This is a genomic window from Pseudomonas yangonensis (genome assembly GCF_009932725.1).
Taxonomy (GTDB): Bacteria; Pseudomonadota; Gammaproteobacteria; order Pseudomonadales; family Pseudomonadaceae; genus Aquipseudomonas; species Aquipseudomonas yangonensis.
Window position 1 is genome coordinate 1 of sequence record NZ_BLJU01000022.1, and the last position, 12169, is coordinate 12169.

The following is a 12169-nucleotide window of genomic DNA, read 5'->3' on the forward strand; positions in this document are numbered from 1 at the left end:
TCGCTTCGGCGAGGCCTAACTTTGTTTTAGGGCGACTGCCCTGCTGCGTAACATCGTTGCTGCTCCATAACATCAAACATCGACCCACGGCGTAACGCGCTTGCTGCTTGGATGCCCGAGGCATAGACTGTACAAAAAAACAGTCATAACAAGCCATGAAAACCGCCACTGCGCCGTTACCACCGCTGCGTTCGGTCAAGGTTCTGGACCAGTTGCGTGAGCGCATACGCTACTTGCATTACAGCTTACCAACCGAACAGGCTTATGTCCACTGGGTTCGTGCCTTCATCCGTTTCCACGGTGTGCGTCACCCGGCAACCTTGGGCAGCAGCGAAGTCGAGGCATTTCTGTCCTGGCTGGCGAACGAGCGCAAGGTTTCGGTCTCCACGCATCGTCAGGCATTGGCGGCCTTGCTGTTCTTCTACGGCAAGGTGCTGTGCACGGATCTGCCCTGGCTTCAGGAGATCGGAAGACCTCGGCCGTCGCGGCGCTTGCCGGTGGTGCTGACCCCGGATGAAGTGGTTCGCATCCTCGGTTTTCTGGAAGGCGAGCATCGTTTGTTCGCCCAGCTTCTGTATGGAACGGGCATGCGGATCAGTGAGGGTTTGCAACTGCGGGTCAAGGATCTGGATTTCGATCACGGCACGATCATCGTGCGGGAGGGCAAGGGCTCCAAGGATCGGGCCTTGATGTTACCCGAGAGCTTGGCACCCAGCCTGCGCGAGCAGCTGTCGCGTGCACGGGCATGGTGGCTGAAGGACCAGGCCGAGGGCCGCAGCGGCGTTGCGCTTCCCGACGCCCTTGAGCGGAAGTATCCGCGCGCCGGGCATTCCTGGCCGTGGTTCTGGGTTTTTGCGCAGCACACGCATTCGACCGATCCACGGAGCGGTGTCGTGCGTCGCCATCACATGTATGACCAGACCTTTCAGCGCGCCTTCAAACGTGCCGTAGAACAAGCAGGCATCACGAAGCCCGCCACACCGCACACCCTCCGCCACTCGTTCGCGACGGCCTTGCTCCGCAGCGGTTACGACATTCGAACCGTGCAGGATCTGCTCGGCCATTCCGACGTCTCTACGACGATGATTTACACGCATGTGCTGAAAGTTGGCGGTGCCGGAGTGCGCTCACCGCTTGATGCGCTGCCGCCCCTCACTAGTGAGAGGTAGGGCAGCGCAAGTCAATCCTGGCGGATTCACTACCCCTGCGCGAAGGCCATCGGTGCCGCATCGAACGGCCGGTTGCGGAAAGTCCTCCCTGCGTCCGCTGATGGCCGGCAGCAGCCCGTCGTTGCCTGATGGATCCAACCCCTCCGCTGCTATAGTGCAGTCGGCTTCTGACGTTCAGTGCAGCCGTCTTCTGAAAACGACAACGGCCCTATCCAGACGCACGGGAGCCGGTTTTCAGGGTGTACGGATAGGGTATACCCTAACTGGATGTCAGGAAAGGCCGCGCCGCACCGTCAGAATAGAGTCTACTTTCATATTCTTTGACACCTGCTTGCCAAGGTCACAGATTTCAGCCTGACAAATTCAAGGCTTAGGGCGCAATGGAACCAAAAACCAACGTAAGCCCTGCCGCCCATCCAGCCCATGGAGGCATCTTGCAGGGACAACGCATCGGTTACGTCCGGGTCAGCAGTTACGACCAGAACCCGGAACGCCAACTTGAGCAGGTCGAGATCGGCAAGCTGTTCACCGACAAAGCCTCGGGCAAGGACACCCAGCGTCCACAGCTGGAGGCCATGCTCGGTTTCGTCCGCGAAGGCGATACCGTGGTGGTGCACAGCATGGATCGCCTGGCACGAAACCTCGATGATTTGCGCCGCCTGGTGCAGAAGCTGACCAAGCGCGGTGTGCGCATCGAGTTCTTGAAGGAAGGCCTGGTGTTCACCGGCGAGGACTCGCCGATGGCCAACCTCATGTTGTCGGTCATGGGGGCCTTCGCCGAGTTCGAGCGCGCCCTGATCCGTGAGCGGCAGCGCGAAGGCATCGCCCTGGCCAAGCAGCGCGGCGCGTACCGGGGCCGCAAGAAGGCCCTGTCCGACGAGCAGGCTGCTACCCTGCGGCAGCGGGCGGCTGCCGGCGAGCCCAAGGCGCAGCTTGCCCGCGAGTTCAACATCAGCCGGGAAACCCTCTACCAGTACCTCCGCACGGACGACTGATACATGCCGCGTCGCTTGATCCTCTCGGCCACGGAGCGGGACACCCTGCTTGCGTTGCCGGAAAGCCAGGATGACCTGATCCGCTACTACACCTTCAACGATTCCGACCTGTCGCTGATCCGTCAGCGGCGCGGCGACGCCAACCGCCTGGGCTTCGCGGTGCAGCTCTGCCTGCTGCGCTACCCCGGCTATGCGCTGGGCACCGACAGCGAGCTGCCCGAGCCGGTCATCCTGTGGGTGGCCAAGCAGGTTCAGGCCGAGCCGGCGAGCTGGGCGAAGTACGGCGAGCGGGACGTGACTCGCCGCGAGCACGCCCAGGAACTGCGCACCTACCTGCAACTGGCTCCATTCGGCCTGTCGGACTTCCGCGTCCTGGTGCGCGAATTGACCGAGCTGGCCCAGCAAACCGACAAGAGCTTGCTGCTGGCCGGTCAGGCGCTGGAGAGCCTGCGGCAGAAGCGGCGCATCCTGCCGGCGCTGAGCGTGATCGACCGGGCCTGCTCGGAGGCCATTGCGCGGGCCAATCGGCGGGTCTACCGCGCCCTGGTCGAACCACTCACGGACTCGCATCGGGCCAAGCTGGACGAGCTGTTGAAGCTCAAGGCCGGCAGCAGCATCACCTGGTTGACCTGGCTGCGACAGGCACCGCTGAAACCCAACTCCCGGCACATGCTTGAACACATCGAGCGGCTGAAGACATTTCAGCTGGTGGACTTGCCCGAAGGCCTGGGCCGGCACATCCACCAGAACCGCCTGCTCAAGCTGGCCCGCGAGGGTGGGCAGATGACGCCCAAAGACCTCGGTAAGTTCGAGCCGCAGCGCCGCTACGCGACCCTGGCCGCCGTGGTGCTGGAGAGCACCGCGACCGTGATCGATGAGCTGGTCGATCTGCATGACCGCATCCTGGTCAAGCTGTTCAGCGGCGCGAAGCACAAGCATCAGCAGCAGTTCCAGAAGCAGGGCAAGGCGATCAACGACAAGGTGCGCCTGTACTCCAGGATCGGCCAGGCGCTGCTGGAAGCGAAGGAAAGCGGCAGCGACCCCTATGCCGCCATCGAGGCGGTGATTCCCTGGGACGAGTTCACCGAGAGCGTCAGCGAGGCCGAGCTGCTGGCCCGGCCGGAAGGCTTCGACCACCTGCACCTGGTCGGCGAGAACTTCGCCACCCTGCGCCGTTACACGCCGGCCTTGCTGGAGGTGCTGGAACTGCGCGCCGCGCCGGCCGCGCAAGGCGTGCTGGCAGCCGTGCAGACCCTGCGTGAGATGAACGCCGACAACCTGCGCAAGGTGCCGGCCGATGCACCCACGGCCTTCATCAAGCCGCGCTGGAAGCCGCTGGTGATCACCCCGGAAGGCCTCGACCGGAAATTCTACGAAATCTGCGCCCTGTCCGAGCTGAAGAACGCCCTGCGCTCCGGCGACATCTGGGTCAAGGGCTCGCGGCAGTTCCGCGACTTCGACGACTACCTGCTGCCGGCCGAGAAGTTCGCCGCACTCAAGCGCGAGCAGGCCCTGCCCCTGGCGATCAACCCGAACAGCGACCAGTACCTGGAAGAGCGTTTGCAGCTGCTGGACGAGCAGTTGGCCACCGTCACCCGCCTGGCCAAGGACAACGAGCTGCCCGATGCCATCCTCACCGAGTCAGGGCTGAAAATCACCCCGCTGGATGCGGCGGTGCCGGATCGGGCGCAGGCGCTGATCGACCAAACCAGCCAGTTACTGCCGCGCATCAAGATCACCGAACTGCTGATGGACGTGGACGACTGGACGGGCTTCAGCCGCCACTTCACCCACTTGAAGGACGGGGCCGAGGCCAAAGACAGGACGTTGCTGCTGTCCGCAATCCTCGGTGATGCGATCAACCTCGGGCTGACCAAGATGGCCGAGTCGAGCCCCGGCCTGACCTACGCCAAGCTGTCCTGGCTGCAAGCCTGGCACATCCGCGACGAAACCTATTCGGCGGCCTTGGCCGAGCTGGTCAACCACCAGTATCGCCACGCCTTTGCCGCCCACTGGGGCGACGGCACCACCTCATCCTCCGATGGCCAGCGTTTCCGGGCTGGCGGCCGGGGCGAGAGCACCGGACACGTCAACCCGAAGTACGGCAGTGAGCCGGGACGGCTGTTCTACACCCATATCTCCGACCAGTACGCGCCGTTCAGCACCCGCGTGGTGAATGTCGGCGTGCGCGATTCCACCTATGTGCTCGACGGCCTGCTGTACCACGAGTCCGACCTGCGGATCGAGGAGCACTACACCGACACGGCCGGCTTCACCGATCACGTCTTCGCCCTGATGCACCTGCTGGGCTTCCGTTTCGCGCCGCGCATCCGCGACCTCGGCGAAACCAAGCTGTACGTGCCGCAGGGCGTGCAGACCTACCCGACGCTGCGGCCGCTGATCGGCGGCACCCTGAACATCAAGCACGTCCGCGCCCATTGGGACGACATCCTGCGCCTGGCCAGCTCGATCAAACAGGGCACCGTCACTGCCTCGCTGATGCTGCGCAAGCTCGGCAGCTATCCGCGCCAGAACGGCCTGGCCGTGGCCCTGCGCGAGCTGGGCCGGATCGAACGCACGCTGTTCATCCTAGACTGGCTGCAAAGTGTTGAGCTGCGCCGCCGCGTGCATGCCGGCCTGAACAAAGGTGAGGCGCGCAACTCGCTGGCCAGGGCGGTGTTCTTCAACCGCCTTGGGGAAATCAGGGATCGGAGCTTCGAGCAGCAGCGCTACCGGGCCAGCGGCCTCAACCTGGTGACGGCGGCTATCGTGCTGTGGAACACGGTGTACCTGGAGCGCGCCACCCAGGGGTTGGTCGAGGCCGGCAAGCCGGTGGACGGCGAGCTGCTGCAATTCCTGTCGCCGCTGGGCTGGGAGCACATCAACCTCACCGGCGATTACGTCTGGCGGCAGAGCCGCAGACTGGAAGACGGGAAGTTTCGGCCCCTACGGATGCCCGGAAAACCTTAGCGTACGATTTTTTCCGAATTCTGCGAGCCCCCCAGGTAGAAACCTCAGCATTCGTAATCGCTACTAGTTGGATTCATTGACACTTGAGGGATGGCAGCATCTCTCTTTTGATTAAAGAAGGATTAAAAAAGGATTAGAGCATTTCTACCAACCCGCCCCACCCCTTACAGCACAAGGCGTACAGCCTAATTTGCGCTGTGGATAGCGTGCATCGTATCCCATGTTTTCGTGCACCATATCCCACATTCCCGTGCATCGCATCCCACAGCGAGTGCACCGTATCCCATGGCCCAGTGCATCGTATCCCACGTCCAAAAGCTGGCTTATCCACAGGCACGCCTATCTCTTTTTCTCTTGGCCAAGTGACGCTGTTGGCTTGGTGTTGGTTTACGCGTCACGCATACACGCTGGCCACTGAAAAACCACGAAACCAGGGCACCAATTGAAACAAGCTCATCAAGCGCCTTAGCTAGCTGCCGCTTGAAGCTGCCTGGATGGGAGTTGGTACTGCCACTCAGCTTTTGAACCGTTTCAATAGCAAGCGGGAACGGTTCAGCATGGCTGCAAAACCAACCATGAAGCCAAAGGGCCAGTGGTTTCCGACGCAGGCGAACACGTTCCTCCCAGTCGATCTGAGTCCAACCAGCCATGTATAACGCCTCAAGACGTGACTCTAGCTCTATGGCATACATGCCAGACCTCTCATCTCCTGCTCCCTTGAGCAGCGCTCCAAAGTACGTGAAACCACCCAATTTCATTTCAATCATTGCACCACCGAGCCGGATCAGTGTCTCTCTCAACCATAGTCGGTCACTCGTTCCCGTAGAGCGCTTCAATGCCCTCAGTATCTGGAGCTCGGTGAATTGAACTTGATTACCAATACGATGGTGGCGCGCTAGATGGATTACTGTTTCCCACACATCCAAATCCGATTGATCTAGCTGCCAGCCAGAAAAACGGATTTCGACCCCATCGACAGTAGCTAGCAGTTCGCGATTTAAAGCCTGACGCCCCTTGCCTTGTATTCCTGCAAATAAAGCGCATCGTAGCCAAGCATTGGGAACGCCCCTGGTAGCCTCTGGCCACAAAGGGAGCTGTACTGGCAGGCGCGCAGTCTGCGGAGACTTGGAGCGAATTTTTTGTATGCGGGCATCAAATGCACCAGGAAGATCAGGAGGACAACCAATGCTCATGATCAAGCACCAGCAGCGGCATTTCTGCTCTGGACTCCCGATGAAAGCAAAGCGATCTTCTGCTTCTTTATCTGCTGCGACTTTCTAGGCCTGCCTGGCTTGGAATGGCTAGCTTCAGCAGTAACTGAGGCAGCTACGTCAATAGAACCTGACACATGATCGGCCAACCAGCGCTCTACATCTTCTACGCGCCAAAGAAGTCGCTTGGTGCCAGGCAACCGGCAGATTGGAGGCAAAGATTGTGGGTTGCGCGTGACGTCACTGCGAATACTAGTGACAGATTTATGGATGTATCCAGAAAGATCATCCACGGTAAGCAGGGCTTTCATCCTTACGACTCCTTACCAAGCTTTAACGGCCTTGGCGTGCATTGATTGGCTCGAATGCACACAGGTTCTCGGGTTGCTTACCCTGCTTGTAGGTGAATAGTTGACGATTTTTTTACCTTGACTGATGCTGCGTATAGCTGAAAAGCGATGCTCATTGCTAACAAATGCAAAAAACCGCTTAGCAACGCATATGCAAGGTGAGTCCAGCCCTCTCTTAAACCAGGCAAGCGCGCTTTAGCAACTCCTGTACCAAGCGCTCCCGACTTTGTACCGAGCACCGTTTCATATAACAATCAAGAACCACAGTATAAATAGCCCCGCCAGCCATAAAAGAAAAACCCAACATCACAATAACCAAAACACTCATCATTACAGCAAAAACCGCAATCCCCAGATAATTACCGGCATTCGACTCAATACCCTCCATCAGCCCTTGAGCCTCAAACAAAGAAGAACGAAGCACCGCCATCAGCAAACCTAACAATGGAGGTATTAGCGAAATCTTCAACAACGGCCTAACACTAAAAAACCCTGAAAATATACGATCCCCTAAATACAGAGCTGCCTGCCTGGATTTAGAATTCAGCTCACGCACCTCACTCAAAGACTTCACTAAATCTAAATATTTATTAGCCGGCACTCGCAGCTCTCGCCCCAGCCAATTGGTTTTATATAGATCGATATTTTTTCTTTGGTAGGAAATACCGTCCCCCAGCAACCGTGCATACCGTATACGCTGTTCCCTAGCTAGAGGGTCGTATAATCCTAGCCATAAAAGCATCCCCGCGACTTCAAACACCAGCACGGGAATTAGGTACAACAGCTGGTTTAGCCAGCCGGTACCAGTAGCCCAAGCGTAAGGTACAAAACTTATCAGCATGCCTGCGAAGCAATAGAGCGCAACGCGGAGCTGCCAGCTGCGAAGTCCTTTCCAGGTGAAGCTGTAGTGAAAAACCTGTGCATACCGCAAAGCCAATTCATCGAACTCACGCAAAGTGATCCCGCTCACCATGAAGCTCCTTATCTAGCCAATGAAATGGCACAAATCCGGCACACCTAGACTGCTATTTCCCGCAAAACAATGCAGCCATATGCATCGCATCGCAAATACGCAACTATTTGATAAATAACATAAAAATTCTAAAAACCCTTCAACATCAAGACCTTACCGGGCTAGCGGAAAGCGCAGTTGCACTGCAAGGGGCCGACGGGGAAGGTTTCGCGGATCAGGGCGGGACGTTCGGCGGTACTCATCAGGAGGCCTCGTTGCGGTAATCGCCAGGCAGTTTACCGGTCCATTTGCGGAATGCACGGCGGAAATTGGACGGGTCGCTGAAGCCCAGCAAGTGGGCGATTTCATACAGCGGCAAATGGGTGGTGGTCAGGTACTGCAGGGCCAGGCGCTTGCGCACGTCGTCGAGTACCTGCTGGTAGCTGGTACCCATTTGTGCCAAATGCCGACGCAGGCTTCGGCCACTGGTGTGCAAGGCACTCGCGGCACTTTCCAGATCCGGAAAATCGCCGGGCCGCGCCAACAAGAGACGTCGCACCCGCGTGAGCAGCCCGTCCTGCACGTCGAGGCTGGCCAGCAGCGCTTCGCACTGTTGCTCGCACATCTGCACCGTGGCCGGATTGGCCAGGGCCATGGGGCGCTGCAGATAGTGTTGGGGCACTCGCAGCCAGTGATAGGGCTGCTCGAATTGCGCGGCCACACCGAACACCTCGGCATAGCGCTCGCCATAGTCAGGCGCAGGATGAGCGAAACCGACAGCCACCCCCTGCAACTCTTCGCCCAGGAGAAAACGTGCGATGGTGTGGATGCTGGCCATCAGACCCTCGGCAGCGAAGCGCGATTGCGGCCCCAGCGGTAACGACTCGACCGCACGCAATTGCATGTCCTCACCCTGCTCCACCAACTCCAGATCGAAGGCCAGACCAAGCACGCGGTAGTACTTCAAGGCGAACTGCAGCGCTGTGCCCAGGTTGGCGCTGGACAGGACTGCGTAGCCAAGAATGCCGTGGGTGGATACGTTGAGTCGCTGACCTAGCAGCAGCCCCAGTGCAGGTTCGCCACAACGCTCCAGCACGGCCTGCGCAAGCATATGGAAATCGAGAAAGGACACCCGTCCGTTGGGGCTGTCGAGCACTTCGGGGCGCACCCGCGCCGCAGCAAACACCTCGGCACGTACCAGGCCAAGCTCCTCGGCCAGCGCCAACAGCGCCTCGGCATAGGCTACCGGCGCCTGCTCAGCGTTAAAGTTCTGGGCTCGTTTCATGGTCTTGTTGTTTGAATGGCTGGCCGCAAATGACCGCACATTCGCCGAACTTAACCTTACCGATCGCCAACCGGCAACCCCATGAACGCTTTCCTGCCGAGCGCAAGGCAATCCATTCTCGCTCGCTCTGAAGCCGGCAATGACCCTTTGCATTGCGCCGCTCATGCCAGCGACTGCTGACGTGAAAGCACGTCCTCGCCATCTCCAGGTCCGGTTCGATCAGCCCCAACTTTTTGCTGGAGCGAAGAAGTGGCCAGATATGACCATCACCTTGGCTGTTACTAACCTGTGCCTCGATGCGCAGCGCATCCATAGTAGAAGCCAGTCAAACAGCGCAAGGAACTCCTCATGGCCAGCACGACACCAGAAGGTTTGCAGATCCGCCCCAGGCATACGGATTTCGATCTGCCCAACCCGCTGCCGCGCCACTGGAACGGCGGCGACGCCTTCAAGACCCACCTGTTCGATGCCATGTCGGTGTTGTTTCCCGATGGCGAGCGCTTCTTCATCGACTCGGTGCGTCAGTTCCGCGACCGCATCGAAGACCCGGTCCTCAAGGAACAGATTCGGGGCTTCATTGGCCAGGAAGGCCACCACAGCCGTGAACATCTGGAATACAGCCAGCGCCTGCGCGACCTGGGTTACGACGTCGAGCGCATCGAAAAACGTGCCCGCGCGCGCATCCGCTACACCCAGAAGAAGTTTTCCCCGCAGCGCCAGCTGGCCGCGACCGCAGCGCTGGAACACATCACCGCGATCATGGCCGATGGCTTGCTGAGAAATGATGCCTACATGGCCGACGCCCATCCGACTCTGGCCCGCCTGTGGCGCTGGCATGCGCTGGAGGAGACCGAGCACAAGGCGGTGGCCTTCGACGTCTATAACCAGGTGTGCGGCAGCCGCAAACTGCTGCGCCGGGCAATGATCATGGGCACCTTCTTCTTCGTACTCGACACCACCCGCGGCCTCGCACACATGCTCAAGGTCGACGGCCTGTTGTGGAACTGGCGCGTGTGGCGTGATGGCATCCGCTGGATGTGGGGCAAGGAAGGCGTATTCCGCCCGCTGATCAGCACCTACCTGGACTTCTTCAAGACCGGCTTCCACCCCTGGGAGCACGACAACCTGGACCTGCTGCACGCCACGCGCGTGGAGTTCGACGACGCCCAGCAAGCGCAGGCCAGCGCAGCCTGAACTGTAGCCACTGGCCGAAACGCATAGGAAAAGCCCGGAACCTGTCCGGAATGCTGTCACTTAAGGTTGTACACGTTTTGTTCCCCTCTCCCATTTATGGGAGAGGGCTGAAAACACCGCGGAACTGCCATTTTCCCCCTCTCCGAACGCGGCCCGCCCTAACCCTCTCCCCAGAGGGGCGAGGGGACTGATTGCGGTCGACCCTTTCTTATATGAACAGCATTACGAACCTGCCGGGCTTTTTCATGCCTCTCTTTAGGTGCATGTGCTGCGCTCAGCCGCGCAGGAATTTCATCGCGTCGGCTGCGCTCTGCTCGGGAATCTCTTCCATCGGGATATGCCCGACGCCTGGATAGACCCTGACCTGAATCCCCGGCAGGTCACGCTGCCACAGTGGCACGTGCCTCGGTGAAATCCAGCGATCACGCTCGCCCCACATCAGCAGGGTTGGCGCCTGAATCTGTGCGACCCGCGCAGGCGTCGCATGGAGCTCCTCCTTGTTGACCTTCAGCAGCACGCGGAAGATGTCCATCATGCCGCGGCGATTACCCGGACGCCGCGACAGGTCGTAGTAGCGATCGACTACCCCCGGTTTGATCCGTCCCGGTTCACCGTAAACCTCCTTGATGCCTTGGGCGATCAACGCGCGCGGCATCCACATCGGCATGGCGATGGTCGCGCCGGGTAGCGCAGCGGCGGCGATCATCCACGGTACCTTGTGCATGTGGTAGCCGGCCGGATCGATCAGAACCAGTTTGCCGACACGCTGCGGCTGCGCCAGGGCGAAATTCCAGGCGATATAGCCGCCGAGCGAATTGCCGGCGATATCGGCCTTGTCCACCTGCAGGTAATCGAGCAGCAGGCCGAGCACGCGAATCATGCGTTCTGCCGAGTATTCGCCGTCTCGCGCAGGGCCGGTCAGGCCAAAGCCGGGAACGTCGAAGCGGATGATGCGATAGTCGGAGGCGAACGCCTGCACCCAGCCGTCCCAGGTGTGCAGCGAGGCCACCACACCGTGGATCATCACCAGCGCCGGCTTGTCGCGGCTTCCCTCATCGCGATAGTGGATGTTGAAACCATCGAGTTCGACATAGCGGGAGCCGTCGGCGGCATTGCCGTAACGCGCCTTGAGGCGCTCCAGTGGCAGCGCACCGAAACCCAGGCGGGCGAAACCGGCAGCCAGCGGTGGTTGCAGTGACAGGCTGTTGGCGGTCATGCGGAATACCTCTCTTGTTGTAGGTATCACGCATCAGAGCACGGAGCGCGCGACTTGGCGCCCAACCTTGGGTCTGTTCAGGCACTATTCGAGGCAACAAGGCCGCCCGCAACAATCACGAACGCGGGCATAACGAGGCGATCAGCAGATCCCCCAACACCTGCTTGGCCTGCTCGATTTCCTGGCGGCTGGCGCTACGCCCGAGCAGATCGAGAGAAGCTGCTTCGAGGGCCCAGATCAGCGCCTGATAAACCAGTGGATCGCGCGGCACCAGCTCCGGTTCGAGTCGCTCCACCAGCAGGCGCAGCATCTCCTGATGCGCGCGCTGACGATGGGCGGCCAGCGGCGATTGCGCGCGCAGTGCCTCTTCCTGCATCAGGCGGATGATCGGCCCGACCGCAAGGTGATAGTCGAAAAAGCGTCCGACCATCGCCCTGAGCCATTCCTGCGGACTGCCCGCGACCTGCTGCATCTCGCGAAAACGCGCGAGCAGCAACATCACCGAAGTCTGGTAGATGCCTTCGAGCACCTCCATCTTGTTGGCGAAGTACTTGTAGAAAGTACGCCGCGAAACCTGTGCGGCATCGAGCAGATCATTCACCGTTGCCTGCTCCAGCCCCTTGCGGGCGAACACAGCGATGGCAGCCAGTTGAATGTTGGTGCGCTGCAGGTGACCAACCAAAGGCCCTTCGCCAGCTGCGCCCTGTTGCGAGGCCACCGCGCCGTAACCGCCCAGGTCCTCGAAAACCGCCCGTATCGCACCGTGTCCGGCCAACTCGTCCATGCTGCTCCCAACCAAAGGCGCGGGTGACGTGACGCTCCAGGCT

At 60.0% G+C, this 12169-nt stretch carries 11 protein-coding genes and 1 pseudogene; 4 read left to right on the forward strand and 8 right to left on the reverse strand.

All coding sequences use genetic code 11. From position 1 onward, the window contains the following. Nucleotides 1–155 precede the first annotated feature (155 nt). The 3 genes from intI1 to GYB81_RS19845 all read left to right on the forward strand — a co-directional run bounded on the left by intI1 (nucleotide 156) and on the right by GYB81_RS19845 (nucleotide 5134). Entirely contained in the window at nucleotides 156–1169 is a 1014-nt protein-coding gene (intI1, locus tag GYB81_RS19835; RefSeq protein WP_000845039.1) for a class 1 integron integrase IntI1, read from the forward strand. Between the two features lie 434 nt (nucleotides 1170–1603). Next, nucleotides 1604–2164, forward strand: coding sequence for a recombinase family protein (locus GYB81_RS19840; protein WP_015648284.1), 561 nt, complete (start codon nucleotides 1604–1606; stop codon nucleotides 2162–2164). A 3-nt stretch (nucleotides 2165–2167) separates the two neighbouring features. After that, entirely contained in the window at nucleotides 2168–5134 is a 2967-nt protein-coding gene (locus tag GYB81_RS19845) for a Tn3-like element TnAs1 family transposase (RefSeq protein ID WP_125896129.1), read from the forward strand. A 323-nt stretch (nucleotides 5135–5457) separates the two neighbouring features. Here the strand turns inward: GYB81_RS19845 and trfA are convergent, their stop codons facing one another. The 6 genes and pseudogenes from trfA to GYB81_RS19875 form a co-directional block, all read right to left on the reverse strand. Next, nucleotides 5458–6327, reverse strand: a complete 870-nt coding sequence (trfA, locus tag GYB81_RS19850) for a plasmid replication initiator TrfA (RefSeq protein ID WP_161867225.1) — start codon at nucleotides 6325–6327, stop codon at nucleotides 5458–5460. Nucleotides 6328–6329: 2 nt separating this feature from the next. Continuing rightward, nucleotides 6330–6656 carry a helix-turn-helix transcriptional regulator gene (locus GYB81_RS19855; protein ID WP_161867226.1) on the reverse strand — a complete coding sequence of 109 codons (327 nt, stop codon included), beginning with the start codon at nucleotides 6654–6656 and terminating at the stop codon, nucleotides 6330–6332. Between the two features lie 214 nt (nucleotides 6657–6870). Continuing rightward, nucleotides 6871–7668, reverse strand: a complete 798-nt coding sequence (locus GYB81_RS19860; protein ID WP_161897941.1) for a hypothetical protein — start codon at nucleotides 7666–7668, stop codon at nucleotides 6871–6873. A gap of 173 nt (nucleotides 7669–7841) precedes the next feature. Then, nucleotides 7842–7910, reverse strand: a pseudogene (locus tag GYB81_RS19865) (MBL fold metallo-hydrolase); the annotation flags it as partial. Then, nucleotides 7910–8932 carry an AraC family transcriptional regulator gene (locus tag GYB81_RS19870; RefSeq protein WP_161867228.1) on the reverse strand — a complete coding sequence of 341 codons (1023 nt, stop codon included), beginning with the start codon at nucleotides 8930–8932 and terminating at the stop codon, nucleotides 7910–7912. The gene GYB81_RS19870 and the pseudogene GYB81_RS19865, both read right to left, overlap by 1 nt. Continuing rightward, a complete protein-coding gene (locus GYB81_RS19875; RefSeq protein WP_161867229.1) occupies nucleotides 8910–9245 on the reverse strand; it encodes a hypothetical protein in 336 nt (111 codons plus the stop codon). The genes GYB81_RS19870 and GYB81_RS19875 overlap by 23 nt, the downstream gene beginning before the upstream one ends. A gap of 35 nt (nucleotides 9246–9280) precedes the next feature. On the opposite strand from GYB81_RS19875, the gene GYB81_RS19880 reads away from it, so the two are divergent. Beyond that, the gene (locus GYB81_RS19880) at nucleotides 9281–10126 is read left to right on the forward strand and encodes a metal-dependent hydrolase (RefSeq protein ID WP_161867230.1); all 846 of its coding nucleotides are present in this window, start codon (nucleotides 9281–9283) and stop codon (nucleotides 10124–10126) included. Nucleotides 10127–10400: 274 nt separating this feature from the next. Here GYB81_RS19880 and GYB81_RS19885 read toward each other — a convergent pair whose 3' ends face one another. Together GYB81_RS19885 and GYB81_RS19890 are read right to left on the reverse strand one after the other, a co-directional pair. Beyond that, complete coding sequence (locus GYB81_RS19885; protein WP_161867231.1) at nucleotides 10401–11342, reverse strand: alpha/beta fold hydrolase; 942 nt, start codon at nucleotides 11340–11342, stop codon at nucleotides 10401–10403. A gap of 115 nt (nucleotides 11343–11457) precedes the next feature. Beyond that, nucleotides 11458–12126, reverse strand: a complete 669-nt coding sequence (locus GYB81_RS19890) for a TetR/AcrR family transcriptional regulator (RefSeq protein WP_161867232.1) — start codon at nucleotides 12124–12126, stop codon at nucleotides 11458–11460. Nucleotides 12127–12169 lie beyond the last annotated feature (43 nt).

What these genes read in the sequence shown, in the direction of transcription:
- intI1 (WP_000845039.1), top strand. Translation starts at nt 156, where the DNA reads ATGAAAACCGCCACTGCGCCGTTACCACCGCTGCGTTCGGTCAAGGTT.
- GYB81_RS19845 (WP_125896129.1), top strand. Translation starts at nt 2,168, where the DNA reads ATGCCGCGTCGCTTGATCCTCTCGGCCACGGAGCGGGACACCCTGCTT.
- trfA (WP_161867225.1), bottom strand. Translation starts at nt 6,327, where the DNA reads ATGAGCATTGGTTGTCCTCCTGATCTTCCTGGTGCATTTGATGCCCGC.
- GYB81_RS19880 (WP_161867230.1), top strand. Translation starts at nt 9,281, where the DNA reads ATGGCCAGCACGACACCAGAAGGTTTGCAGATCCGCCCCAGGCATACG.
- GYB81_RS19860 (WP_161897941.1), bottom strand. Translation starts at nt 7,668, where the DNA reads ATGGTGAGCGGGATCACTTTGCGTGAGTTCGATGAATTGGCTTTGCGG.
- GYB81_RS19870 (WP_161867228.1), bottom strand. Translation starts at nt 8,932, where the DNA reads ATGAAACGAGCCCAGAACTTTAACGCTGAGCAGGCGCCGGTAGCCTAT.
- GYB81_RS19855 (WP_161867226.1), bottom strand. Translation starts at nt 6,656, where the DNA reads ATGAAAGCCCTGCTTACCGTGGATGATCTTTCTGGATACATCCATAAA.
- GYB81_RS19885 (WP_161867231.1), bottom strand. Translation starts at nt 11,342, where the DNA reads ATGACCGCCAACAGCCTGTCACTGCAACCACCGCTGGCTGCCGGTTTC.
- GYB81_RS19890 (WP_161867232.1), bottom strand. Translation starts at nt 12,126, where the DNA reads ATGGACGAGTTGGCCGGACACGGTGCGATACGGGCGGTTTTCGAGGAC.
- GYB81_RS19875 (WP_161867229.1), bottom strand. Translation starts at nt 9,245, where the DNA reads ATGGATGCGCTGCGCATCGAGGCACAGGTTAGTAACAGCCAAGGTGAT.